General features: G+C 57.1%; 18 protein-coding genes. 13 read left to right on the top strand and 5 right to left on the bottom strand.

The genetic code is table 11. The features are described 5' to 3' along the window. The 4 genes from ABJK56_RS00100 to ABJK56_RS00115 all read left to right on the top strand — a co-directional run. The coding region (locus ABJK56_RS00100) for a hypothetical protein (RefSeq protein WP_347242628.1) at positions 1–2,085 on the top strand (2,085 nt) is incomplete at its 5' end. 70 nt (positions 2,086–2,155) lie between these two features. Further along, a complete protein-coding gene (aroH, locus tag ABJK56_RS00105; RefSeq protein WP_347242629.1) occupies positions 2,156–2,710 on the top strand; it encodes a chorismate mutase in 555 nt (184 codons plus the stop codon). A gap of 250 nt (positions 2,711–2,960) precedes the next feature. Then, entirely contained in the window at positions 2,961–3,452 is a 492-nt protein-coding gene (locus ABJK56_RS00110; RefSeq protein WP_347242630.1) for a Minf_1886 family protein, read from the top strand. Continuing rightward, a complete protein-coding gene (locus tag ABJK56_RS00115; protein ID WP_347242631.1) occupies positions 3,449–3,652 on the top strand; it encodes a hypothetical protein in 204 nt (67 codons plus the stop codon). The genes ABJK56_RS00110 and ABJK56_RS00115 overlap by 4 nt, the downstream gene beginning before the upstream one ends. A 19-nt stretch (positions 3,653–3,671) precedes the next feature. Here the strand turns inward: ABJK56_RS00115 and ABJK56_RS00120 are convergent, their stop codons facing one another. Both ABJK56_RS00120 and ABJK56_RS00125 read right to left on the bottom strand, forming a co-directional pair. Next, positions 3,672–4,829: a peptidylprolyl isomerase gene (locus ABJK56_RS00120; protein WP_347242632.1), complete on the bottom strand. Its 1,158-nt coding sequence runs from the start codon at positions 4,827–4,829 to the stop codon at positions 3,672–3,674. Between the two features lie 306 nt (positions 4,830–5,135). Further along, positions 5,136–7,466, bottom strand: coding sequence for a S1C family serine protease (locus tag ABJK56_RS00125; RefSeq protein WP_347242633.1), 2,331 nt, complete (start codon positions 7,464–7,466; stop codon positions 5,136–5,138). A 432-nt stretch (positions 7,467–7,898) separates the two neighbouring features. Here ABJK56_RS00125 and ABJK56_RS00130 point away from each other — a divergent pair, with 432 nt between their 5' ends. The 4 genes from ABJK56_RS00130 to ABJK56_RS00145 all read left to right on the top strand — a co-directional run bounded on the left by ABJK56_RS00130 (position 7,899) and on the right by ABJK56_RS00145 (position 14,309). Further along, a complete protein-coding gene (locus ABJK56_RS00130) occupies positions 7,899–8,537 on the top strand; it encodes a PH domain-containing protein (protein ID WP_347242634.1) in 639 nt (212 codons plus the stop codon). A gap of 138 nt (positions 8,538–8,675) precedes the next feature. Then, the gene (locus ABJK56_RS00135; RefSeq protein ID WP_347242635.1) at positions 8,676–9,569 is read left to right on the top strand and encodes a ThuA domain-containing protein; all 894 of its coding nucleotides are present in this window, start codon (positions 8,676–8,678) and stop codon (positions 9,567–9,569) included. Positions 9,570–10,402: 833 nt separating this feature from the next. After that, positions 10,403–13,027 (top strand): hypothetical protein, encoded by a 2,625-nt coding sequence (locus tag ABJK56_RS00140; protein WP_347242636.1) that lies wholly within the window; start codon positions 10,403–10,405, stop codon positions 13,025–13,027. A 619-nt stretch (positions 13,028–13,646) separates the two neighbouring features. Beyond that, the gene (locus ABJK56_RS00145; protein ID WP_347242637.1) at positions 13,647–14,309 is read left to right on the top strand and encodes a tetratricopeptide repeat protein; all 663 of its coding nucleotides are present in this window, start codon (positions 13,647–13,649) and stop codon (positions 14,307–14,309) included. A gap of 12 nt (positions 14,310–14,321) precedes the next feature. Here the strand turns inward: ABJK56_RS00145 and ABJK56_RS00150 are convergent, their stop codons facing one another. After that, positions 14,322–14,858: a hypothetical protein gene (locus tag ABJK56_RS00150; protein WP_347242638.1), complete on the bottom strand. Its 537-nt coding sequence runs from the start codon at positions 14,856–14,858 to the stop codon at positions 14,322–14,324. A 498-nt stretch (positions 14,859–15,356) separates the two neighbouring features. On the opposite strand from ABJK56_RS00150, the gene ABJK56_RS00155 reads away from it, so the two are divergent. Continuing rightward, positions 15,357–17,951 carry a hypothetical protein gene (locus ABJK56_RS00155; protein ID WP_347242639.1) on the top strand — a complete coding sequence of 865 codons (2,595 nt, stop codon included), beginning with the start codon at positions 15,357–15,359 and terminating at the stop codon, positions 17,949–17,951. 47 nt (positions 17,952–17,998) lie between these two features. Here ABJK56_RS00155 and ABJK56_RS00160 read toward each other — a convergent pair whose 3' ends face one another. After that, a complete protein-coding gene (locus ABJK56_RS00160) occupies positions 17,999–19,192 on the bottom strand; it encodes an MraY family glycosyltransferase (RefSeq protein ID WP_347242640.1) in 1,194 nt (397 codons plus the stop codon). Beyond that, positions 19,171–19,737: a DUF4416 family protein gene (locus ABJK56_RS00165; protein ID WP_347242641.1), complete on the bottom strand. Its 567-nt coding sequence runs from the start codon at positions 19,735–19,737 to the stop codon at positions 19,171–19,173. Before ABJK56_RS00165 ends, ABJK56_RS00160 begins: the two co-directional genes overlap by 22 nt. Positions 19,738–19,912: 175 nt before the next feature. Here ABJK56_RS00165 and ABJK56_RS00170 point away from each other — a divergent pair, with 175 nt between their 5' ends. The 4 genes from ABJK56_RS00170 to ABJK56_RS00185 all read left to right on the top strand — a co-directional run bounded on the left by ABJK56_RS00170 (position 19,913) and on the right by ABJK56_RS00185 (position 25,382). Continuing rightward, positions 19,913–21,097 carry a DUF4185 domain-containing protein gene (locus tag ABJK56_RS00170; protein WP_347242642.1) on the top strand — a complete coding sequence of 395 codons (1,185 nt, stop codon included), beginning with the start codon at positions 19,913–19,915 and terminating at the stop codon, positions 21,095–21,097. 315 nt (positions 21,098–21,412) lie between these two features. After that, positions 21,413–22,939, top strand: coding sequence for a lysine--tRNA ligase (gene lysS / locus ABJK56_RS00175; RefSeq protein ID WP_347242643.1), 1,527 nt, complete (start codon positions 21,413–21,415; stop codon positions 22,937–22,939). Positions 22,940–22,972: 33 nt separating this feature from the next. Next, the gene (locus ABJK56_RS00180) at positions 22,973–24,499 is read left to right on the top strand and encodes an ABC transporter permease (protein ID WP_347242644.1); all 1,527 of its coding nucleotides are present in this window, start codon (positions 22,973–22,975) and stop codon (positions 24,497–24,499) included. Further along, on the top strand, positions 24,492–25,382 hold the full coding sequence (locus ABJK56_RS00185; RefSeq protein WP_347242645.1) for an ABC transporter ATP-binding protein: 891 nt from the start codon (positions 24,492–24,494) through the stop codon (positions 25,380–25,382). The genes ABJK56_RS00180 and ABJK56_RS00185 overlap by 8 nt, the downstream gene beginning before the upstream one ends. Positions 25,383–25,629 lie beyond the last annotated feature (247 nt).

Here is a 25,629-nt window from a genome sequence, read left to right on the forward strand (position 1 = left end):
ATCGCTGCAGATCAGAGCCGGGCAGCACGCCAGCAGGTGACCACTTGGCTGGAGCGCGATTCCAATCGGGCATGCCTGTGGGCATACAAGTGCCTTTTGGATAGGGCAGCGGGCTCCATCGAAGAGCATGCAAAATCGGCCGCCGAGTTTGCCCGACTGTTCCCCAACAGCCCGGTAGCCCTGGCAGAGCTGGCCATCGCGCAGGTTTTGGAGAACCGTTTTGAGGAGGCCACCGAAAGCCTTGCGCGCTGTACGGAGCAGTGTGAAGCCCAGGGGTATTTCTATTACCGCACAGTGGCCGCCATGACAACGGTCGGAGAGTGGCTTGCAGAACAAGGACATATCCCAGCAGCCATCGCCTATCTCTGGATTACTTCTACTCGTTATGATTCCCAAAAACAAACCGACACTCATGATCTACTGCGAGAGATCTGTAGTCGCGGCGATGTCCCTCTTGAACTCCGCGTGTTACCCGCAACGGCCCTAACCAAGGACAAAGTCAAAGAGCTCAATTCCAGCGTCTCCCAACATATCTGGCGGTTTCGGTTTTCAGCCGCGGAGCAGGCAGTGGAGCGCTACCTGGAGACCGATCCCGAAGAACCGCAAGCCTGGTACTGCCTGGGGAACTTGCGGCTCTGGCAGATCAATTACCCGGGAGCAGCCGAGGCCTATCTGCGGTGCGCCCAACTGGACCAGTTGGGGCCTTTAGGCGTGCTGGCCCTGCTGCGCGCGACCAAGCTCAAAAAGAGCGGTTGTGGCGATATAGAAGATCTCTACCTGCTCAGGTACGAAGTTCCCGACCCCCAACGGACGAAAGAGGCACTCCTTTCCGATCGTCACCTGAGTCAAGCGTCTCTTAATAATCAGCAACTGGAAGATTTACGAGGTATCCATGGGGAGGTGGCACCAGAGGCCCAATTCTTTCTCTTCCGATACCCCAAGCCGGATGGTTTTCAACAATTTCTCGCCGATTTGGAACTCGTGCGTCCCCTGGTGCCAGGTTTCGTCCTCTACTATGGAAGGCAAACCGATGGGCCAGCGCAAATCGTCGTGACAGGTGTGCTGGAATCGGACCGGCCGTGGGTCGAATCGCGCGTTCGGGAATGGCTCGGCGGCGAGGAACCCAAACTGGTTGAGGCATCGGTTGTCTCCGCCTATTCACGAATCATCAAGATGCTTCGCGATTTGCACCTCATCACTTCCCCCTCGCCGGATGGACAATGGTCTGAAATTGAATCGCGACTTGTGGAAAGCATTCCCAAGTGGCGATTGCCGCCCCTGGAGCCATTGACCCTGGAAGAAGCAGCACGCGATCCACAGAAGAAACAATGGGTGCGAATGTTCCTTTTGGACATCATGCTGCGAGAACCCGAGCCACACGTGACGAGACCAGTGTACGAAGTATGGAAGAAGCTCGAACTGGACTTTTCTTCGGACGAACTGGTTGCGGTCGTCGATGAAATGCGAGACCCGAGTCTCGCCCCTTTACTCGATCCTGCCCGGCTTTCTGACCAGAAACTTCTGGATATGTGCTTTATTCTGGCTTATCACGGCCAGCGGTATCTCCTCGATCGGTTTGTGCCTGAGGTGCTGGATCGCCGGGATCGCCTGAATCCCCAAGTCGTGGGAATGATCTATCAACAACACGCGGCAATTCTTTTGGAAACCAAGTGGCCAGAATGGCTCTCGGTACGTCCCGAAGTCCAGGACATGATCGCTTATTGCGAACAACATGGTTTACCGCACGGCAAACTGCATGAGATGGATCTCCTCGGCCTTCTTGCACTTCTCAACTCCGAGAGTGCGTCGCCAGAAGTCAAGGATCAAGCCCTCTCTTTTTTGCGAGAACTCAGCAAGCATTTGTTCAGTCACCACCTGGATGATGCTGAAATCGGTCCTACCGTTAAACGGTACTGGGAGGGCCTGGCAGAAATCACGCGGGAGCTCAAAGTATCGTCAGCGGCAGGCCAGGATGTCCGTCGGCCTTCTGAACCAAAAATTTGGACGCCGGACGTTGAATCTGCATCGGAACCCCGCCTAGCCCAACCGGAAGCCAAGAAACTCTGGGTGCCCGGCATGGACTAGAATTGATTTGGCAGATATCTCGTGCGGAAATCGCGTGAGAGAAACTGATAATGGAGGAGTGTTTCCCGGCATGGTGTACTGTCGCGGTGTGCGTGGCGCAACAACTGCCGATGCCAATACTCCCGAAGCCATTCTGGAAGCAACTCGGCAGTTGTTAGCCCTAATGATCCGCCAAAATGGGATCAACCCGGATGATATCGCCAGCGCGATTTTCACGACCACGCCCGATTTGAACGCGGAGTTCCCTGCACTGGCTGCGCGTCAGTTGGGATGGATGAATGTGGCCATGCTCTGTGGCCACGAACTGGATGTCCCCGGCGCCTTGCCCCGGTGTATTCGCGTCCTCATCCACTGGAACACAACAAAGAAATCTGACGAAATTATCCATGTTTACATCAAGGGGGCTGAGAAACTCCGGCCGGACCTATCCTCCCTCCCTCCGGTGGACTGGGAAGAGCTCGAGCGATGGATCCAGGCCCATTTGAATCGAGAAGCAAAACCGAGCGGTCGGGCAAATCCGACCTCCACGGCCCCCACCGGGAAGCTGTCCCTGGCAGCGGGAGAGCAACCCGACAGCCTGTCCCCGCGTGCGAGCTCCCCATTTTCCAAGCTTCCCGGGAGGTGAGGTCTCATTCCATTCTGGGCCTCTGTCACATCGTTCCCGAATGCGGTCCATTGACAGGCATGAGCCGAACTTTGCATTGCCCTAAATACCTTTCACCGTGGTAGGCCAGGATTTCACCCGGCTTGCCTTTGCGCCATAATGAGGCGCGAAAGCGAACCCGCTGGGGCGGTCTAAAGTATAGCAAACAAGAGAGCTGAGTTTATCGAGTTATCAGAAAACCCTTGACTTTTAGCATAAAAGTGTGACCACCATGGCGGAACCGGCATATCCCCTTCCTCAGGCCCTGTTGCGCCTTTTGAAAGAGGATCCACGTTACAAACTGGACGCCTATCTGTTTGTCTTTCAGGCGCTGGACTATGCCCGCAAACTGGGCATGGGACGTGAAGCTCCCAGCGAGCCGCTCCCCGAGGATGTGCGTCAGGAGGTGCAACCACTGGGACTGGAAACTTCACTCGAGGAAGAAGAGGAGGCGCGTCACGTCTCCGGCCAGGAACTCTGCGAGGCCGCCCGGCTCTACGCCACAGAGCAGTACGGGTACCTTGCCAAAACGGTGCTCAACAGTTGGGGAATCTACTCTACGAGCGACTTCGGAGAAATCGTGTACAACCTCATTCGCATCGGCCTCATGCGAAAGACACGCGAGGACCGACGTGAGGACTTTGATAACGTTTATGATTTTGAGGAAGTATTCTGCCGGAATTATCAGTTTGCCCGACCTAATAGGACACGGCCGGCTGAATGAACCGCTCAGGTAAAACGCCACATAAGGGCACGGGATCCCAGCTTTCCACCCAAGCACCGGGAAAAGCCGAGCGAGAAGCCCCAAATGACCCACCGCGTCGGCAGCCGGACCACTGGGAAAGGATTCGTCTTGGCCTGATGAGCGTCGTCCTATTCCTCTGGATCGCAGCGCTCGTCGCGCTTGCCGTCCTCACGCCCTAGGAAAGACGCCAAGATGGCTTCAGGAGCCAAGCTTCTGAACGACGTACGGATGGGGACGCTTGCGAACGATAGTGGCAGAAATGATCTTGTCCGGCTCCGGGGGATTCGGTGCCTGAGGATCGCGCGGCTGAAGCTTTTCCACCACATCCATCCCGGAAATCACACGGCCGAAGACCGTGTGCTTGCCATTGAGATGGCTCGTCGGCATATAGGTGATGAAAAACTGTGAGCCGTTGGTGTTGGGTCCCTCATTGGCCATGCTCACACTTCCGCGGAAATGCAATCGCGCGTTGGGGGCATTGCACTCATCGGCGATCTTGTAGCCAGGACCGCCGGTTCCATCACCCTTGGGGCAACCGGCCTGGGCCATAAACCCAGGGATGACGCGATGGAACGTCAATCCATTGTAGAACCCCTGCTCCACCAGGGTGATGAAGTTAGCCACTGTATTCGGTGCTTCATTTTCAAAAAGCTCCAAGAGGATGTCCCCTTTGGTGGTTTTCAGTAGAACTCGCGGCAGGTCGTCGGCCTTGGCCTCGGCTTGGCGCTTCTGCTCCTCGATTGGCTTCTGCTTGGCGTAAAACTCAGCCGCTTCCCGCAAAGCCGTTACCTGATCGTCCTTAATCCCCCGCTCTTCGATCTTCTTGAAGTAGTTCGTCGCCTTTTCGAAATCCTCCAGAGCAAATGCCGCCTTCCCGGCCGCCAGGTACGCCACGGGAGACTCCACGTTGTTCTTCAGGAGTTTTTCGGAAAGGGCCAGGGCCTCCTGGAATTTACCGGAATCACCATCGTCGAGCGCCACTTCCAGGAGGAGATCCACCAGATCCCCCTCGGTTTGCGGATTCTCATCATACGCGGCTTCCGCCGCCGCAATGAGCCCCGGCAACTTCTTTTGCGCCTCATCCACCAGTTTTTCGTACTGCTGGCGAAGCTGAGACATTTCTGCCGGGTTTGCGTTGGGATACTTCATCCGGATTTCCCGAATTTGCGTCAAAAGGTTCACCCATTCCGCGAGAGCCTTACGAAAGGCCTCCGCTTTCGGGCCGGATGGCGCGGACACGCTGGGCGGCGGCGAGGCGGGTTCGGCCAGAGCGGTGAGAGCCTTCAGTCGATAGCCGACCGCGATCACCCCCACGGCCAGCAAAATCGCGACTACAGCAAATCCCAAACGGTTCATAAATACATTCCTTTCTTTCGCCACTAGACGGCAGGAAACTGACACATCTGCCGTCAACCTATCATAGGTTATCTCATTTGAACAGCCCACCCTTTCGAACCGGCAGAATCCTTCCGGCAACCACGTCCCAAAAGATCGAGACTTCCGACAGCTAGGCAACGAGAGAAATCGGCCGAAAAGTGGGCAGAGCATCCCTTCTCAGGGTTCGAAGAGCGCAGAACATCCGTTGCACCGGCGTCATCAAACCAGGATGCTCACGATGCCGCGGGAACGCACGGCTCCGTCCCAGCCGGTCACTTTGGCTGGTCAGGGACGGGGAGGGCCGATTTCCGATTTCAAGCGGGCATTGGCTTCAGCCCGGACAGCGGCACCTGCCACCTCGCGTGCTGCATGTCGAGCGACGATCCGCGCTCGTGCATCCACTGCAAAATCGGCCGCTCGACCTCGCTTGATCGCCCGATCGAACTCGCGAAACACTTCCACCACTTCGGCTCTAATCGCCTTTTCTAACTCCTCGATTTTGCCCAGTTCGTCGACCACGAGGGCAGCGTACTGTCGTACGCGGGCATGCTCCTCTGCCTCGGTCACGGCTGCAACAAGTCTCACGGTAGGTTTTTCTCCATTCCAGGTCACGTAACAGCTCTCCACCATGTTATTGGCCCTCCACGTCTCCACATATCGAGGCCAATAAGGTGGATCGGAATCAAATACGCACACCACGCCCTGCCTGCGCCCGCGGACAAATTCCACAAAAAAGCTGGGGTTGACTTGCTCGTCGAGCACGACAAACGGTCCTTCTCGGGAACCCTGGCGGTAGTTCGCGATCACATAGGGGTCTCCGCCGTGGAACAGCACGAGTGGGCCTTCCAGCAGTCCCTGGTAGAATCCCGCCGCAAATTGCATCCGGTCGTTGTCGTCGTAACACACGTAAAAACCAATTCGGCTTTCAACCTTCAGGTTGATGTTGAAATCCCCTTTCCTGTAAATGATGACGGCCGCATCCTGGATGATCTTCCGCCAGTTGGCCGGCGGCCGAATCTTCCCCGCCTGGAACACGGCCCCCGAAGGAAGCACCACGTCAGGACAGGAATAGCTCTCAAAAGGGTAAAGATCAAACAGGTTCCGATTCCCACCTGGTTGCATGGGCCCAAAGTCCGCGGGCAACCCCGGCCGTGCCGGTGCGAAACCGGCCGGTCCGCCCAAAAGGCGTTGGGGGTCGTTCCTGCCCGCAGGTGGAAAAACGGACAGCATGGCAAGGACGGGCTTGACGAGACGGCTTTTGATCTCAGGGGACGCCAGAGCAAAATTCAGATTCTGGGCCAAACGAGCACTGAATCCCGCGGTGTTCATGCCCACCACGCGCCCTTGCTCGTCGACCAGGGGGCCACCACTGTTCCCCGGCGAAACCGGGGCCGTCGTCTGAATCCACCTGGCTTCCGCCTTTCGCACCAATTTATCAAAGCTTCCATCTGCCACCACCTGCCGAATCTCCTCCGTGGTCCGCACCGCGCTTACGATTCCCTCGGTCAAACTGTTCTGAAGCCCTCGCGGAGCACCGTAGGCAAAAACGCGTTCCCCAACCTCAGGCAGGTCCTCACGAAGCTCCAGTGCATCGGGTAAATTGACACCCCGTATGTCCAGAATGGCTAGGTCGTACTCAGGCAAAAGTTGTCCCATCGTCACGCGAATTTGCTCCCCCGTTGATAATTTCACGCGGATGTCCCCGTTATCCAGGATCACATGGGCATTTGTGACGACGTATTTTTTCCCACGCGGTGTTTGAACGAAAAAGCCACTTCCGAGACCGAATTCTCCCTCCACGAGGACTGTCGCGGCATGGACCTTCTTCAACCATGGAAGTTTGCCAGCTTGGGCAGGAACTAACTGTTCGTCCCCGTCGGGTTTTGCCGGAATGGCATTGTCAACACCCTGCTGGTCCCGCCGATCAAAGGGGGCTTGCTGCTGCACTCCCGGTTCTTGCCGACCAATTCTCTGCGGCACGGGAATCCGCTTGCGGTCCACCTGACCTTCTGCTCCCTGTCGCGGCTTCGCCGGCTCCTGAGGAGCTGCGTGATCCTTCTGTTCCTCCGGGGCGTGCGCCGCTGCCTGGTGTGGCAGTCGCGACCGCTGGGCGAGCGGGCCTTGTTCCTTTCGAGGAGTGAGGGCCATCCAAATGATGAGCCCCACCGCGCACACGAGAGCCACCCCTAGCCCCATCAAAACCGCCAGCGACTGCTGGGACAACTGTTTTTTCTTTCGGAAGGATCGGTAAAATGAGTGTCCCAGTGGCAAGGAAACCGGTTCGTTCGCTGGAAACCCCGCACCGCTGCTCCCGGCCGACATCGGCCCAAATTGTTGTGGCAGGGCCGCATCATAGGCCTGTTTGCGCACCGGATCGAGGAGCGTCAACCGTGCTTGAACGATCTGGTTGATAAGCTGTTCAGCATAGCTTGCATGGGGCCCGGTCGTTTTCGTCCTCAGAAAAGCCAGCCGTTGATCCACAGCCGCTTCGATGACCTGCGGATCGCTTTCAAATGGCTGCAGACCCAGCAACCGGTAATAGCTGATGGGACGCTCGTGAGGAGCAATTCCCAGCCATGCGTGATAGGGATCGAAGCCACCTTGCGGCACTGTCATCCGCACTCCCCTTTCCAAAAATGATTTCCGGATCCAATGCAGCACGCCGAAAACCGGCAACTCTTCGACTATGCCCTTCGTGTCGGGGCTGCCGACTCCATTTTCTCCTTGTGCCTGGACAGAATCTATCCAACCTGCCCGAAGATTCTCGATATTGGAGGCAGCAGCGGCTGCTGCTGGCCCCTCATATAGTTAGGGATGAGCGCTTCCTCGACCTCGAAGAAAACGCCGCGTTTCAAGTTCGCGACACTCGGTTTGGGAGAAGCTGCTCCATCGTCCCATTTGGCGTTATTCGACTGCCCTATCGCTTGAAACGCGTGTCCCTGGCATAATAACAGACGCGAACACTGGGCGATGTTAGTCCAAGCGATATGAAAGACGCACAAGGGTTACTTCATTCCGGCGCCTCGAGACAGCGTTAAGGAGGGACCCATGAAATGCCCCAATTGCGGCTCGGACCTTGATCCGCTCACCGGAGTTTGTCCGCAATGCCAGCGGGTTGAAAATACCGACCAGGCTACCGGGAGAACTCCGGCAAGTGGTGAGGGAACCGAACGGGCACCCAAACGGGGTGATCCTGATGTTGAATTGTGGAAGGCGTCTTATTCGCCCCGGGGAATGATCGGCACGTGGGTCATTCTGGGGGTCATCACAATCGTCCTCATCGTGGTGGACATCCTGCTTATCCAAGGCCCGCTGAAGAGCCATGCTGGGTCTCTATGGGGCATCACTCTTGGACTGGTCGCGCTTGCCTGGTTGATTTTTCTGGTCATTGCCTGGTACCGCAAGGCGACCATCCAGTATCGCTTGACCACTTACCGGTTTTACCATCAAAAAGGTTTTATCTTCCGCACCGTCGATTCAATGGAGGTCATCGACATTGACGATATCGCCATGCACCAGAATCTTTTGGAACGGTTGGTGGGGGTGGGGCGCGTGATCTTGCGTACGAAAGATCCCTCGGACCCTCTTCTGGTTTTGCACGGAGTTGCCGATCCGCTTGAAGCCTTCAAGAAAATTGACAAGGCGCGGCGCGACGAACAAATCCGGCGGAGCATCAAGGTCCAATAGCCGGGACCGGGAACCCACCACAGTGGGCGGGTTGAACCGTCCAAGGGATTGCCTTCGTTTCCCTGATTGCTACACTGAACGCACCCTGGAACCTAAGGAAACGGCAAGTTGTTAATCACTGTTGATGGAGGACACCCCATGAGACGACGCACCTTTTTGACCTACGCCGCCACCATCCTCGCCAGCTTCGTGAGCATCGGAATTGCGGCAAGCGGGGTCGTGGCAGCCCCGTACAAGGCGCTCATTGTCACCGGTCAAAATGCCCACGACTGGAAAGGCACCACGCCCGTTCTGGTCAAACTGCTGGAGGAAACCGGGCTATTTACGGTGGAAGTGGCGCAGTCTCCGGCCAAGGGAGAGGACATGAGCGGCTTCAAACCCGATTTCCAAAAATTCGATGTGGTGGTGCTCAATTACCAGGGGGATCCCTGGCCGGAGCAAACCAAAAAAGCCTTCGTGGATTACGTCAAAAATGGTGGCGGCGTGGTTGTTTATCACTTTGCCTGTGCAGCCTTTCCGGATTGGCCGGAATATAACGAGATTATCGGGCTCGGCGGATGGGGAGGCCGAAACGAAAAATGGGGACCGTATGTCCGCTGGCGGGATGGTCGGTGCGTCTTCGATTACAGTCCGGGTCGCGGCGGCGGTCATGGCCCGATGCAGCCCTTCGCCATTGATGTCCGCTATCCCGAACATCCCATCATGCAGGGCTTACCGCCGCGGTTCATGCATGTCCCCGATGAGCTCTACGGTTGGCTCCGCGGTCCGGCTAAGAACCTCACCGTGCTAGCCACGGCCTTCGCCCCCAAAGACAAAGGCGGCTCCGATGAACATGAGCCGATCTTCTTCACCGTTCAGTATGGCAAGGGACGAGTCTTCTTCAATGCCCTCGGCCACACAGCGGAACAGCTCAAAAGTGTGGCGTTTATCGTGACTTACCAGCGCGGTGCGGAATGGGCGGCGTCCGGTAAAGTGACCCAACCAGTGCCTGCAGATTTCCCCACGGCCGACCAGGCCCGAACCCGAGATTGAAAGCACCGGCTACGAGTGGAAAACTGAGTCGGGGGCAGCCGGCCCGCTGGTAAACAGTGTTGTCCATGGGCAGAGTCAACCGCTGGATTGCTCTGCCCGTTTTGTTTTTTGGCTTTGCTCCCCCGCAGCAGAATTTCGCGGCTCCCTATCGGACTACCGTGGCCGACTGTGTTTCGCGAAACCAACTCAGGTCAGCACGGGCACGACAAGCACGTCCCACCGAGCACCCAGGGGGACCTGGCTGGCCAGTCCGCAATTCTAAACTTTATCGCTCGTCTTTTGGGAAGCCCTTTTTCCGATCCTCGCAGTACGTCCCGTCCCTCGCACCGGACACGCAGAACGCAAAGTAATTCCCGCTCACGGGCGGTCCTTGTGCAAATTATCCTCATCCTGGTATACTCAATTCCGATAATCTGAAGTTTCGTGATAGGGCACGAACAGCGCGTGCCGGTGGTGGTTTCCAAGGTCATTTTTCAGGTTGAGTGGGAGTCGAGCGTGGGGACAAAAAAAACTGGTAAAGGGCGTCGCAAGATCGGTAGCAAAAAGCGGCGGATGCGCTCCAAAATCCGACATCGGAAGAAGTGAATCTGTTGGATCCGCATGCGTCGGGAATTTGGTCACGCGAATTCCCGGCCTCTGTCGATAGGCAGTGTTCCGGCTGCCTTTGTATTAAGTACTTTCTGGACCGTTCACCGCGCCCAAAGTGCGCGCTTTTCTCTGCGCTCCGTCGATACTTGACAAACAAGACTCTTTTCCCTGTAATGTGCTTCGACACCGATCTGGTCAAATCCCAGCTCTAACGAGGCGACTATCCCGCGGGTTGGGGTCGGCGCATGAAGTACGTTGTTTTTGAGGCCATCTGTTTGACTGTGACGGCTTGGAATGCAGTGGTTTTGGCGGAGTCGCCCAAACTTCTGTGGGAGGTCGCCCCTTTTGAAGCGGATATCACCATCCCTATCGGCCATGCTTGCATGGGAGGCGGGGTTGCCAACGCCAGGGAAATTGTCGATCCACTCTATGCCAAAGGTTTTGTGCTGCGGCCGCGCGGAACTGTTCTGCCCAACCAAGAAGAGCCTGGTCCCATTCCTGTAGGCAAGCGGGAGGCATTTCCCATCGTGGTACTGGCCCTTGATTGGTGCCAGCTTAACAACGAGGCGGATTTTCGATTTCGGGAAGCCTTGGCCGAGGCGGCGGGCACCACACGGCAGCGGATCCTTCTAGCGTGCGTTCATCAGCACGATGCCCCGATCTTCGATCTGAGGGCTCAAGTGTTGCTCGATGAGCAGGGGCTCACGGGATGGCTCTGTGATCCCAAGTTTTTCGAGGAAGCGCTCGCCCGGGTCGTCGCAGCCTTGAAAGAAGCTTTGAAGAACCCACGTCCTGTCACACATATCGGATTGGGCCAGGCGAGAGTGGAAAAGATTGCCTCCAATCGCAAAATCATAACCGCCGAGGGACGCATCCACTGGAGTCGCAGCAGTGCCAGTGGAGCCACGTATGGCGATTACCCAGAGGGTGACATCGACCCGTGGTTGAAAACAATCAGCCTGTGGAATAACGATGAGCCCATTGTGGCCTGGAGCAGTTATGCCGTTCACCCCATGAGCTACTACGGGCAGGGACAAGTCTCCGCGGATTTTCCGGGCATGGCCCGGGCCAAACGCCAGGCAGATGATCCCCGGGTCATGCAAATTTATTTCACAGGATGCGCGGGGGACACCACGGCTGGGAAGTATAATACAGGCGATCCGGGCAACCGACCTGTGCTCGCTGACCGGCTCTACCGGGCGATGCTGGAAGCCTGGCAGAGCACGCAGCGCTATCCACTGGAATCGGTGGTTTGCCGGCATGCTGATCTTTATTTGCCGCCGCGAGACGAAGGGGACTTCACCCTAGAGCGAATGCGGGCCATCCTTGGAAACGAAAAGGAAAAACGCTGGCGGCGGATCTCCGCGGCCCTCGGACTGAGCTGGCGCGAGCGTGTGGCAGCGGGCAAACCCATCGAGGTACCTTGTCTGGATTTCAACAATGGTCAGGCGTTTTTTGGTGTTCTTCCCGCCGAAACCTTCGTGGGTTACCAGTTGATGGCCCAGCAATTGCGTCCTGACGCCTTCGTAATGCTGGCCGGTTTTGGTGACGGGGCCCCAGGCTACATCCCAACCGACGCGTGTTGGAAGGAGGGCTACAACGACGATTACTGCTGGGTGGCGCCCATGACGGACGCCCTCTTCCGGGATCTCCTGGCACAAGTCTTGAATTTACCTGAAGGAAGTGGCTGCCCGAAAATCAGCCCAACCGACAAAATGGGCCCAACAAACGCACGCTCATGCCCGTCATGCATTCGCCGGGAAGTCATTTATCAGGAGCTTTCCCCAGATTATTTATGGTTTCATCCGCGCGTGGTGGCTATCCCTGGACTAGGCCGAAATGGAAACCCGCGGCTTGTTCTCACACTCCAGAAGCATTTGCGGGTATCTGATTTTTACTCCGGGCTGTACTACATGGTGTCCGACGATCTTGGCCGATCGTGGCGGGGGCCTATTCAAATTCCTCAGCTCGATTGGAAACCCCAACCCGACGGCAGCACCTTCGCAGTAGCTGACGTCACCCCGGGCTATCACCCGCCGACGGGCAAAGTCTTAGCTCTTGGAGCCTATGTCTACTACGACCAGCAAGGCCATCAGCTCCATGATCGACCGCGATTCTCGCAAACGGCCTATGCGATATACGACCCACAAACAGACGACTGGTCGGGATGGCATCTCCTAGAATTTCCCGATGATAAAAAGTTTAATCTGGCACGGAACGCCTGTTCTCAATGGCTGGTCGAGCCAGATGGAACTTTGCTTATTCCGGTATATTTCGCAGAAAACTACGGAGTCATGGCGACCGCGGTGTTTCGTTGCCAGTTTGACGGCCACAAGTTGCGCATTTTCGAGCAAGGTGACGAATTGCATCTCAACCAGGTCCGTGGTTTGGTGGAACCATCAATCATTCGCTGCGGAAATTGGTATTTTCTAACTCTGAGGAATGACCTCCGTGGATATGTCACCCGTAGCACGGACGGACTTCACTGGGAACCTATTCGCCCCTGGCTATTCGATGATGGACAAGAGCTGGGTAGTTACGACACCCAGCAACATTGGATTAGTCATGGGGACCGGCTTTACCTGATCTATACGCGCCGAGGAGCGATGAATGATCACGTTCCGCGGCACCGTGCGCCGCTCTTCATGGCGGAAGTGGACCAGAACAACCTCTGCGTGCTTCGTGCCACGGAGCGGGTGGTGCTGCCAGAGCGCGGAAGCATGATGGGGAATTTTGGCGCCGCGACCATCACACCGGAAGAGGCCTGGGTCACCGTTGGCGAGTATACTGCGCTCTCGTCTCCCGAGGTTCGCCCCAATCCGAAGGGAGGTGATGGAAGCGTCCTCCTCGGCCGCATCTGTTGGGACTGATTTACCACGCGCCGGCTGAGAAGATTTGGTGAGAACTTGGCGTTTGACCTCCTGTCCCGAATTACCACGACTTTCTCGGAAGAGGAGTGGTCCGCAAAATTGGAGAGCCGGATCAAAACTCCAAGATGAAGGATCGCTAATGCTGCGAACCGAGGACCAGAAAAAAGTAATGCTTCAGGATGCCACTTGGTTTGGATGGAAACGCTGTGGTTGACGAAACGTTCTCATTTCGGCATGCAAGCAAAAATCGTTGGTTCAGGATTTCGTTAGTCCCCTGCGTCTTTCTCCCGCAGAGCGTCCCCCGGCGCAACCGACTCAATCTTCCCAGATCTTTCCGATCAGCTCCGCGAGCGAGAGCAGAATCCCTGAACGGATGCCGCCACGACAGGTCTTTCAATAGGATTCATTTACCCAGCGCCGCCCGCCTGCAGAAAATCGGCGGGGACATCTGTTGAAGGTCTTTTCCGTGGAAAACATTTGAGCCATCCTACCTCCCCCAATTACAATCGAAGTAACCGCGGAACCGGATGGTGGGAGCTTGTCCGAACCATTTGCGGGAAGCGGTTCAGGACCTATTTCTTTAGCGGAAAAATCGGCTGCGAATTTGAGGAGACAGCTCGTGTCCCGCAATGTGCCGCGAACAGCTCTTCTGGGAGCGTTTTACGAGGACTACCTGAAACATCTGGACACTGCCCGATTCGTGGCGGACGTCAACTCGCGCTACATGCAGGGCACGCTCCAGCGATTGCTGGAACATCCGTTGTGTGACCTTCGTCGGGCAGCAGCCCTGGCGCTGGGGTACGTCGGTGATTATGCATCTAACGCAGCTTTGGGACGGGCCCTCAACGATCGCGATCCCACCGTTCGATTGCTGGCTGAAACGAGTATCCGAAAAGTTTGGCTGCGCTACGGAACAGAAGCTCAGCAAAAACAGCTCAGCATCATCATTCGCCTCAACGCAGCGCGGCGTTATCGCGACGCCCTTGCCCGGGCTCATCGCCTATTGGAAGAAATCGATGACTTTGCGGAGGTGTATAACCAGCGGGCGGTGGCGTATTACGGTCTTGGAGAGCATGCCGAGGCCATTCAGGATTGTCGGACCACCCTGGAACTGAATCCCTACCACTTCGCGGCAGCGGCGGGGATGGGCCAGGCGTACCTGGAATTGCGGGATCCGATCGCCGCACTGGAGGCGTTTCGCCGGGCATTACGACTCAATCCCGATCTCCACGCCGTTCGAATCCAGGTGGCCAAGCTGGAACGCCTCATCGAAGATGTGTGATCCCCTGCTGTTTCAAGCGGCACGGCGGCGGACGGCGGCATCCGCCCGGCGCATGGCTTCTTCTTTCGAGACCACGGCCCAGCGGGATCTCTGGCTATCGCTCCACTCCATAAGGACCCTCCCCGATTCACTGAGCATCCGCGGAATATAAAACCAGAGCCGATCGTTCGGCCGCAGCACTTCCGGACGCCACAGGAGGACCACATCGATATCCGCCACGTGATTCGCCCAACGGGGAAGAACCTCGCTCAGGCGCCCTGGGAGCAGCACCACTTCTGTGTCCAATTCGCGGAGCGACCGATAGACCTGCTTGACCGGCGGGCCGCCAGCCTCCTCAAATCTGCTGATTCCCACGTACCTGAACCGGCATTGCGGGACCGCATGGCGAACGACACGAACTAACAATTCAGTTCGCCTAAGATCAAGGCTTCCGACTTCCAGGAGCGATCGCGGCGGCGTTTCGTGAAGCGTTTGGTAGAGCGTGCGAAGATGAACCGGTTGCACAAAATAGAGGAGCCACCACAAGCGAAATTGCGACAGCTCGGCCAAGGGAACCTCCTGTTCCGCCTCAGCACCGACTGGTCAAGTCAATCCTTCTTTTTAGCAAGACCACAAGGCCCTAGAAAAGTGATTCGGACAACCCTGTCACAAAACTCGAAGAAACGCCGAGAAATCTCGTCCGTGTTGAACCACATTTCGAAATACCCGCAAGGAAGTCACGGTGGAGACTCTTCTTGCCGGGTGCCGATAAGAGAACAGGGAGAAAACTTGCCTTTTTGTGTGGTAAGATGCGCAAAAAATAAAGATTTAATCGGCGAGCGCAACTGAGAAAAGTTTTGTCGAGACGGTACGGTGGACCGGGCGAAGACCTGTAATGGTGTCTTGTGTTCGCCAAACAAATCCTGGTCTCCTCGACCCAGGACCTGGAGAAGGCCACCAACCTGGTGGCTCTCGTTGAGGCGAACGGTGATGCCAGGGCAAAGGCTGGGAAGCCGACAGAAGTATCATCATGTAGCACTCTGTTTGCGGACCTAAGGAAGGGACCCCATGACGACTTCGCTCCAGCGAAATGAGCCGACCTGGCCGTTCCTCCTGGTGCTGATCGCGCTTTTTATCCTGAGCGTGACCTCTCCGCGGGCGTGGCGTGTGGTCGAGCGTCCCGATCCGCCAATTCCGGGTGACAATCAGTCGACATTCGCCGAAGCCGATAGACCACCACGAGTAGAAAGGCGACAAAACCTTGCCACCACCTCGCCGGCACTCCCTCCTCCCTTAGCGTCCACTGAATCTCTTCCCGCCGCCCAGCGTTCTTCCCGGAACGAAGGCGCTCTGCAACCAGCCGAGGTTCAACATCAGGTGGCGGCTGATATGGCTCATGGACCGTCTCTCCTCCAGTTTCCTCCCGATCCGGAAAGGGAAGCCCCCTGCCTGGAGTCAATTCCCGATGAACGGCCAATGGCAGGGCTGGCGGAAGAAACACACGTGACAGGGGCACCGAATTCCGAGGACCTTGCCTTGCATGCCGACCCGTCACCGTCTGAACATGGGCACGGCAACACGATGGAAGCACAGGACGGCAGCAGTGATGTGCCGCCTCAGCATGGTCTGTGGACCCCGCCCACTTCTCTTCTCGCCATGCTGGAACCCTTTGCGCAGCGCGAGGAGACACGCGGCTGGGTTAGTGAGGTCCGTGAAAAGATTAATGAACTCGGCCAGGACTTTGAAGCCGGCAAAAACGTTTTACCGGTCCTGCAAGAGATCTATGCCCTGGCCCAGCAGTCATCATCCATTCAGACGCAGCTCGATCCACAGCCCGATTTGGCGGCGGATTTTCGTCAGGTGCGCTATGCCCTCATTCGAAGGCTGAGTTTGTGGAAGGCCATTCAACTTGCCGGGGGTTTACAAGCAGAACTGGCCACTACGCAGAATGGAGACTGGGCGCGTTTAGAGAAAACCCTTAACGCAGTTGAACACCGGCTGGGAACGGGCAGCACCGCTCAGGCCTGGCGCGAGTTCTTGAATATCGAGCCAGTGAAAACCCTCGTGCAATCGGAATCGCCTTCGGAAGCAGAGCGTCAACTTACGGAACTGGCTGCGCGGACGCTGGAGAGGATCGACGATCACACCTTCACCGAAGATCAGCAGGCACTTCTGGACGAGCAACCCCTGGCCGAGTATGTCGCCGAACTCCGCTTCTGGGCTGCCCCCGCTGTGCAGGCAGCCAGTCTTTTACAACGGGTGGAGAACTTCGAATCCAAAGCCACCAATTCGGCAGCGGAACCTCTTGTGAGGGCGTACCATCGGCTGGCACGCTCCTCTCAAGACCGTGCTCGATGGCTGGCACGCTGCCTCGATCTGCTCTACCGAAACGCCAATGTCCGAATCGCCATCACCGAAGAACTTCTCAATCGATTGGCTCCCGAACGACCGGCAGACGAACGGCCGGTGGCCGATGTCATCCTGAATCGGCCGGTCTACGGTTCAAGCTACGCAGAGACCAAGGTCGGATTTCGGCTGATTCCTGACCCTCTGCGAGCCCGTGTCGCATTGACGGTGCGCGGCCATGTGACTTCGCTGACCTATGCGAATGCCGGCCCCGCAACCATCTGGAATGATGGCTGCGCCGAGTATGTGGCGGAAAAGGATGTGGAGATTACGCCGCACGGCCTCGTCGCCTCGCCGGCCGTGATTGACGTGCAGAACTCGGTGCGCATTCGCGACGTTGCCACCACGCTGGATTCCATCCCAGTGCTTGGGTTTCTTACTCAGGAAGTGGCACGGCAGCAAGCTGTCCGGCAGCGTTTGGAAGCCAGTGAAGAAGCGAGGTGGAAGGTGGCGGCCCAGGCTCTGCGGGAGATTGAAAACGAAACGGAAACGCAATTTTCTCGGCTTAACCAGCGATGGCGGGAAGAAGTGCTGGCTCCCCTTCGCCGTTTCCACCTTGCTCCCACATGGCTGGGCGCCCAAACCACTGAAGATCGGATTGTTCTCCGTGTACGACTGGCGGCCCCGTTCCAGCCCGGTGGCCATACGCTCCGACCCTTTGCTCCGGCAGACGCGCTGGCGAGTTGCCAAATCCATCAGTCAGCAATTAACAATTTCCTCCAGCGTCTCGGATTGGAAGGGAAGACCTACACGGTGGCCGAGCTGCAGAGCAAACTGCGAGAAAAACTGCACCTTCCCGAAGACGACAGTCGGGAGGAAAACCCCCATGCCGATGCTCGTATCACCTTTGCTTCCCGAGACGCGGCAAGAGTGGAGTTTGTTCAGGGTAAGCTCATCATCACGCTGGCCGTTGCCGAGTTGAGCAGCCCACCAAATCGCTGGCAGGATTTCCAGGTCCGTGCTTTGTACAGGCCGGAGATTCACAACGATCGCATCCAGTTCATCCGCGAGGGAGTCGTGCAGCTCGTCGGTCCCATGGATATGCGGTCGCAGATTGCCCTGCGAAGCGTCTTCAGCCGGACTTTCTCCAAGGATAAACCGTGGGAAGTTTCGCCGGGTTTCCTGCAACGGCACGAAAATCTTACCGATTTGACGGTGACGCAACTCGTTTTGGAAGATGGTTGGCTGGGGTTTGCCGTTGGTCGCCGACCAGCTATGGCCGCCACGCAGCGGGGCGATGACCACTCGCGACATTGAGGCCCGGCCCCTCCGACCGCCGTGCCTGCGCCGGTGCCAGAGTCCGTTTAATGCGAGAAGCCGGCCAGCGAGTCTTTCTGAGAGTTCTTAGTGCGCCGCTGGGCACGCCGCCCGGTGGTTTCCAGAATGGCTATCAGGCTGACCATACAGCCCACCAGGAGCAGGATGACCATCGCCCCGAATGTATCGACCTGGTGCAAAAGGAGGGCCCCCAAACCACAGCTTGTCGCCATGAGGTAAATCGTGAGAACGGCCTGGGATTTCGTCATCCCCAACTCCACGAGACGGTGAGAGAAATGCCGAGTGTCACCGACAAAGGGACTAGCCCCGGCCCGCAGGCGTATGATCACTACCGTGATCAGGTCATAAAGCGGCACCGTCAAAGCACACAAAGGGGCGAGCACCGCATGACGTGGGGTGTTCTCTCCAGCAAACGTGGCCGTCATCGAAATGACCGCAAGCAAATAACCCACGAAATAGCTTCCGGCATCTCCCATGAAAAGCCGGGCAGGGGGCCGATTGTGCCATAAAAACCCCAGCAGCGACCCCAGCATCACCAGAAAAAAACCGGCCACAAAAAGCTGCGGTTCTCCGGTGAGGGGCTTGGGAGTGAGAAGCATGACCGCCGCGAGCACCGTGCAGGCGATGGCCGCCACGCCCGCCGCCAAACCGTCCATGTTGTCTATCATATTGAAGGCGTTAATGAGCGCTACAATCCACAGGATACTCAATATCCCGGTGAGGAGCGGCACCTCGATAAAAAGAGTCAATCGATAACCTTCGGCAACGGTCACTCCCGCCACTATCAATTCCACCAGCAGCCGAAACCACCAGGGAAGTTTCCATCGATCGTCGGCCAGGCCCAAAATCATCACGAACGTGGCCAGCGTGAGCACGGTCCACAGCCGCCCACTTTGGCCCCAAACACCGGGCAAGTGCCGTGCAACCTCTTCTGGCAACCACTCTCGGGGGAGAAACCCGGCCACCACTTCCGGCGTGACCAACCCCTGCGGCGGTCGAGCATCGAACGTCAACCACAGCACAATCTGAAGGATGGCAAAAGGGACCACCACCCCCAGCCAGATCGCCAATCCTCCTGAAGTTGGCATGGGCCGATCGTGCACCTTGCGTGGCCCCGGTCGGTCCACCAGCCCCCATCGCGGTGCCCACACCCGGAGCGCAAATCCGACGAGCCAGCTCACCACAAAGGAGGGCACTATCACGAAGAAGAGCCACCACACGGCGTGGTTACCTCCCGTAGACGCTCGTGCAGATAGTCCCGGCATCGGTTGAAAAATTCGTGATACTCGGGCTGCCGGTAGTCTGCAAATGTCCACTCATGGTGCTGCCACCGATGGTGCCGATAAAACAGCGTCACCTCTCCATAAATACCCAAGCCAAGATAGATGCGATGGGTAAAGTCCTTCGTTGAGGCCAGCACAAGTTTGCCCAGCGTCAAGTATCCTGGGTCAATGTTGAGCGGACGAGGTTCGGGAAACAATCGCATCTCTGCATATTCGGTCTCCCAGGAATTCGTCTGAATCTTGATCGCGGGCAACCGGCCGGGATCAATCAAATCCGCCGGCGCGAAGAATACCTTTTTCAGGTCCGCACCCATGCTCGCCGTGTAGTAGTCCGTGTGAGAAAACGGGAAAGGAGGGCTCTCCAGGGCGAGTGGGCCCCACTCTTCCACCACCTTCTGTCGCGCCCAGTCGATTGCCGCCGGATGTCGACTGAACACCGCTACCAGCAGCAGCGCCGGATCAGGGGCTTTGGGAACTCCCATTCTTCTTCTCCTTCATCGCGCCGGGAAGAGAGCTTTCTTGCTTACGCCGAACCGTCTCGGCCAGCGTTCTTTTGCTTGATTCTACCACGTGCCTTCATTCTAATGAAAACTCCGCCCACACTACCGGTCAGGTTTCTCGTGGTTTTCCAGACAGCAACCACCTGAGGGGGTCGCTATGTCGTCTTGCCGCGTGTGGATCTTTTTTGCTCTGGCAGTGCTTAGTGCCCAACACAGTTGGACGGCCCAACCAAATACCCTGACGGCAAACCATTTTCGCTTCACGGTCGAAAAGGCACCCGACATCGAAAAGTGGTTCGATCCTACCGACGCCTGGGGCGGGGCCGATGGCGTCTTCTCCATTCCCCTGGATGCCCACCGACTCCTCTTCACATTCGGCGACACCTTCACAACGCGGCAACGGCGCAAAATGGTGAACAATTCCATCGCCATTCTCCGGCTGGAAGGTCGCACGCCTGCGGGTATCGATTTCTTCTTCGGCCAAACTGCCGATGGAGCCGTCCAATCATTTGCGGTGCCGCAGGACAATCGGGGTGTATTTTGGTTGGCAGCGGGGGTGCGCGACGGGTCGCAACTCCATCTTTTCGCCGCGCATATTGAATTGACTTCCCAGGGCGGACCATTCGGTTTTCGGCAAATCGGGGAATCCCTCCTCACAGTGGACAACCCTGACGAATCTCCCCCGCGATGGCAGATCCGGCAGCAGGAAATCCCCTATTTTCGATCCGACAACCAGGGAAGTACAGTCATCGGTTCGGCAACTCTTGATCCAATGGATGGACCATACATTTATCTTTACGGTTTCGACGAGGAAAAAACTCCGCTCTTTCCCATCAAACACGCTATCGCAGCACGCGTGGAAAAAGGCCGTATGGAGAAACTTTCCGAGTGGGAGTTTTATTGTGGCCCCGCCAAGGCGGGCGAGTCCGACTCGCCTGACGCCCTTCTGACAACTGAACGCTTCTGGACCCACGATTTCGCTCGCGCCACGCGATTGGCCCGAGAAGTGGCTTCTGAGTACTCCGTTTCGTATCTGCCGGTGCTCCGGGCATATGTGATGGTGTACACCCGTCTAGGTCTCTCGCAGGAAATCGTAATGCGTTCAGCTCCAACCCCGGTAGGTCCCTGGAGCGCTCCTCTTCTGCTCTATCGCATTCCTGATGTGCCCGAAGACATTAAGGCATTCTTCTACGCGGCAAAGGCTCATCCTGCGCTGGCCGCCGATGACGAGCTGGTTGTTAGCTACGTGGCCAACTCATTTGACTTTGCGCGACTGGTCCGAAATCCCGATATCTACCGCCCACGGTTCATTCGGGTGAACTTCACTCCAACGGCAAAATAGAGGGTTCGAGCATTGCCGTGTCGGTCACTCGCCAGCCGATGCGCAGGCCCCCAGGAATGGGAATATCAAAACCGCTCGCCGATCAGGGATGTTTTTCCGAAAGCTCCTTTCCCTGTAAACTTAAGGAATTGCTTTCAAGGGAGAGACACAGGCACCGAGCGTAGGCCTGCGGAGTCTGAGACCCCACCATTTAGGGGGGATCACTTAGATCGGGCGGTGTACCCGACAGTCAAGCCTCCTTGCAGGTTGCCCCAATTTCCGAGATTACGCAAAGGGATCTAACGCGCTGCTAAAGGCCTAGAGACAATGGATGAAATGAGCCCTTCGACCAGCAAATCGGAAACCCACCGACCGAAGAGTCACCTAGAAGCCGCTCGCCGAGAGAAACTCCGTCGCATTATCGAGCTGGGACTGGACCCCTGGGGTGGGCGATTCGACGGGCATAGTCCCATCGCCGCAATCCGGGCACGCGAGAATGAAATCCGCGTCCTTCCGGCAGGTGAATGTGAGGTCGGCAAACCGCCCGAACTCCAGGGACCGCGGGTCCGCGCGGCCGGTCGCATCATGTTGCTCCGTCGGGCGGGCAAAATCATGTTCATCGACATCCGTGACTGGAGCGGCAAGATTCAGGTGCTTGTGGGCAAGGCGCAGGTCGGCGACAGAAACTGGGAGTTAGCCCAGTGCTTCGATCTCGGTGACATTATCGGTGTCGATGGGGAACTGAAGCGAACTAAGACCGGCGAGCTGACGATTTTCGCCGATGATCTTCACTTCCTCACGAAATGCATCGAGACGCCACCGGAAAAATGGCATGGTCTGAGCGATCCCGAACTGCGGAACCGCATGCGGTATCTTGACCTGACCTACACGGAAGGGGTCATGGAACGGTTCCTCCGCCGAACGCGGATCGTGCAGTCAATCCGCAAAACCCTGGATGAAGAAGGATTCGTGGAAGTCGAGGGGCCCACTCTTCATGTGGTAGCAGGTGGTGCCGCGGCCCGGCCATTCATTACCCACCATAACGCGCTGGATATCGACCTCTACCTTCGAATCGCCCTGGAGCTTCACCTCAAGCGACTCCTCGTGGGGGGGATGGAACGCGTGTACGAACTCGGCCGGGTTTACCGCAACGAAGGGATCAGCCCCCGCCACAACCCCGAGTTCACGATGCTGGAAGCCTACCAGGCTTACGGCGACTACCACACGATGATGGATCTTACGGAAAAGTTGATCGTTCGTGCGATCGAAGCGACGGGCCAAACCCTCCAGCTTCCTTGGGGAGAGAGTGTCATCGACTTTACACCGCCTTTCCAAAGGAAGACTTACGACGAGCTCCTCGCCGAGCACACGGGCGTCAATCCGACCGATCCCTCCTCAATTGCCCAGTTCGCACAATCACATGGGATTGAAGTCACTGGGAAGCATCCTGACGTCGTCAAGAATGAAGTTTTCGAGGAATTTGTTCAACCGAAATTGGCAGGTCCAGTCTTCGTGCTTGATTATCCCGCCTCGATTTGCCCGCTCACCAAGCGGAAACGGGGAAATCCCGCCATTGCCGAGCGATTCGAGCTTTTCGTGGAGGGGATGGAACTTGCCAATGCCTACACGGAGCTTAACGATCCTGACCTCCAAGAAGAACTTTTCTCGCGGCAGCTCGAGGGACTGCCGGAGGAAGAATCCATGGCAAGGATGGACCGGGATTTCATTCGCGCCCTCCGTTACGGCATGCCTCCCGCCGGCGGGCTGGGAATTGGTATTGACCGATTGGTCATGTTATTGACAAACTGTCAGAGCATTCGCGAGGTTATTCTGTTCCCACTCTATCGGCCGGAAACGGAATAAACCGCGCTCGGCCGTCACGGAGGACATTCTTTCATGTATCGCTGGCTGTTGTGTTGGCGGTATCTCCGAACGCGCTACATCGCGCTGGCCTCCATCATCAGTGTCACGCTGGGCGTGGCCACGATGATCGTGGTCAATAGCGTGATGATGGGATTCACCCACGAGATGGAGAACCGTCTCCACGGCATTCTGTCTGACATCATCTTCCAGTCGCGAAGTTTGGAGGGCTTCCCCGATCCCGATTGGCACATGGAGCAGATCCGTCGGGTGGCCGGAGACGAGATTGAGGCCATGACCCCAACCGTCGTGGTGCCGGGAATGCTCAACTATCAAGTGGGCGACACCTGGATGACCCGACCGGTTCAGATCATCGGCATCGATGAAAAAACTCAGGGATTGGTGAGCGATTTCAGCAAGTATCTCCAGCATCCAGAGAACCGCCGGCAACTTAGTTTCCAACTCCGCGAAGGCGGGTACGACGTGATTGATCACCAGGCTGACGGACCGGCTTTGCCCCGGGAAGAGATGAGCCTGGCAGGATGGGAACACCGCCGCCGCATGGCTCGCATGAAAAAAATGCTTCTCGAAATCGAGCGGTCTGAGAAGGCCGCGTCGCAGCAGAGCACAGGACTTCCCACCGATTTGCAAGATCCTTTTGCCCGGGCAGCTCCTCAGGAACCTGCACTACAATTTGATCCCGAAAAGGCGCAATACACCGGGGTTATTCTGGGCATTGGGCTGGTGAGCTTTCGTCGCGACGGGCAAGATCACTTCCTCCTATTGCCGGGCGACGATGTGAAACTGACGCTTCCCACAGTGGGAACACCTCCCAAAATCGTCAGCGACACGTTCACCATTGTGGACATCTACGAAAGCAAGATGAGCGAATACGATTCCAACTTTGCGTTTGTGCCCATTCGCGCCCTTCAGCAATTACGGGGCATGGTCGATCCATCCACGGGCAAGGGTTACGTCAACGCGATCAGCATCAAACTGAAACCGGGCTCCGACATGAATAAGGTACGTGATAAGCTTCGCGCTGCGTTTGCGCCGCAGTATTACGCCATCGATACCTGGCGCGACAATCAGGGGCCGCTGCTGGCCGCCGTCAGCATGGAGACAGCTATTCTCAACGTCCTCCTATTTCTCATCATCTGTGTGGCCGGGTTCGGGATCCTCGCCATCTTTTTCATGATTGTCGTCGAAAAGACCCGCGATATCGGGATTCTTAAGGCGCTGGGTGCTTCTTCCGGCGGAGTGATGAGCATTTTTCTAGGCTATGGCCTTCTTTTGGGAATGGTGGGTGCGGGTGTGGGCCTGATCCTGGGGTTGATCTTCATCAGGCACATTAACGAGATCGCGGATTTGCTGGGTCGGATCACCGGTCACCGGGTTTTCGATCCCGACATCTACTACTTCTACAAGATTCCCACCATTGTCGATCCATGGACGGTCTGCTGGATTATCTCGGGAGCCATGTTCATTGCCATCCTCGCCAGTATTCTGCCGGCGCTGCGGGCAGCGCGCTTGCATCCTGTGGAGGCGCTCCGATATGAGTAAGACATTTTCCCTGTTCCGCGCGCGACAAAATCCAACCCGGCGGGTTTCTCCCGAAGAGAAGGCTCCGGCCTCGGCAAACGGTCACATGGAGCTAGCTGGCCCCCACTTCGTTTCGTCTCACAGCAACAGCAGCCCCTACCCGGCTGGCCGAACAACCGATCACACCTCCACTCTTTCAGGGATTCTCTCGGCTTGTGGAATCACCAAGACGTATCGAAAAGCGGCTGTGGAGATTCCCGTCCTCAAAGGGGTGAACCTGTCTGTCCAGGCGGGAGAGTTCCTTGCAATTGTCGGGCAAAGCGGCTCCGGCAAGAGCACGCTTCTCCATCTGCTGGGACTGCTCGATCGACCTGACGAGGGGACCATCAGCCTGGAAGGCCAACGGATCGATAACTTGCCCGCCTTCGCCCGCGACCAGCTTCGCAACCGCACTTTCGGCATGGTTTTCCAGTTCTATCATCTTCTGCCGGAACTCTCCACGCTCGAAAATGTCATGATTCCTCTGATGATCGGCCAGAGTGTCTGGCAGTACTGGCGGCACCGCCGAGAGAACATCCGCCGCGCGAAAGAAATCCTCGAACTCGTGGGTCTTAGCCATCGATTGAAACACCGACCGCGGGAGCTGTCGGGTGGAGAACTTCAGCGGGCGGCCATTGCCCGAGCACTGGTCAATCAGCCGCGAATTCTGCTGGCCGACGAACCCACCGGTAATCTGGACCCCGCTACTGGCCGGGAAATTCTCCGTCTGATCCAAAACCTCAACCGCCAGGTGGGACTGACGATTATCATGGTGACTCACGATCACACCGTGGCGGAGATGGCCGACCGGGTCGTCTCTCTGGTGGATGGCCGGATCACTCATCAAGATTGTCCCGGTGCCTGACCCGTAAGGGCCCCTATCTCCTGTCATTGAGCGCTGCATACGGTGGCACCTCCTCCAGCGCGGGAGCAATCAGCTCCGACTCTCGGCAACACCTCCCCTGAGCATCGGTTCTGGCGTTCGAAAAGCGGAGGCAATCAGCCCGCACCTCATGGGCCAGTTCCTGAAGGTTAAAATTGTCGAGATTAGGATGTCGCTTTCGGGCCGGTTAGCCCAAGCGTTCCTTCGGCCTTGAAATGCCGGGAAACGG

Source organism: Thermogutta sp. (assembly GCF_039793925.1).
Classification (GTDB): Bacteria; Planctomycetota; Planctomycetia; order Pirellulales; family Thermoguttaceae; genus Thermogutta.

Excerpts from the sequence above, each read along its gene's own strand:
- aroH (WP_347242629.1), top strand. The coding sequence starts at position 2,156 with ATGGTGTACTGTCGCGGTGTGCGTGGCGCAACAACTGCCGATGCCAAT.
- ABJK56_RS00110 (WP_347242630.1), top strand. The coding sequence starts at position 2,961 with ATGGCGGAACCGGCATATCCCCTTCCTCAGGCCCTGTTGCGCCTTTTG.
- ABJK56_RS00115 (WP_347242631.1), top strand. The coding sequence starts at position 3,449 with ATGAACCGCTCAGGTAAAACGCCACATAAGGGCACGGGATCCCAGCTT.
- ABJK56_RS00120 (WP_347242632.1), bottom strand. The coding sequence starts at position 4,829 with ATGAACCGTTTGGGATTTGCTGTAGTCGCGATTTTGCTGGCCGTGGGG.
- ABJK56_RS00125 (WP_347242633.1), bottom strand. The coding sequence starts at position 7,466 with ATGACAGTGCCGCAAGGTGGCTTCGATCCCTATCACGCATGGCTGGGA.
- ABJK56_RS00130 (WP_347242634.1), top strand. The coding sequence starts at position 7,899 with ATGAAATGCCCCAATTGCGGCTCGGACCTTGATCCGCTCACCGGAGTT.
- ABJK56_RS00135 (WP_347242635.1), top strand. The coding sequence starts at position 8,676 with ATGAGACGACGCACCTTTTTGACCTACGCCGCCACCATCCTCGCCAGC.
- ABJK56_RS00140 (WP_347242636.1), top strand. The coding sequence starts at position 10,403 with ATGAAGTACGTTGTTTTTGAGGCCATCTGTTTGACTGTGACGGCTTGG.
- ABJK56_RS00155 (WP_347242639.1), top strand. The coding sequence starts at position 15,357 with ATGACGACTTCGCTCCAGCGAAATGAGCCGACCTGGCCGTTCCTCCTG.
- ABJK56_RS00165 (WP_347242641.1), bottom strand. The coding sequence starts at position 19,737 with ATGGGAGTTCCCAAAGCCCCTGATCCGGCGCTGCTGCTGGTAGCGGTG.
- ABJK56_RS00170 (WP_347242642.1), top strand. The coding sequence starts at position 19,913 with ATGTCGTCTTGCCGCGTGTGGATCTTTTTTGCTCTGGCAGTGCTTAGT.
- lysS (WP_347242643.1), top strand. The coding sequence starts at position 21,413 with ATGAGCCCTTCGACCAGCAAATCGGAAACCCACCGACCGAAGAGTCAC.
- ABJK56_RS00180 (WP_347242644.1), top strand. The coding sequence starts at position 22,973 with ATGTATCGCTGGCTGTTGTGTTGGCGGTATCTCCGAACGCGCTACATC.
- ABJK56_RS00185 (WP_347242645.1), top strand. The coding sequence starts at position 24,492 with ATGAGTAAGACATTTTCCCTGTTCCGCGCGCGACAAAATCCAACCCGG.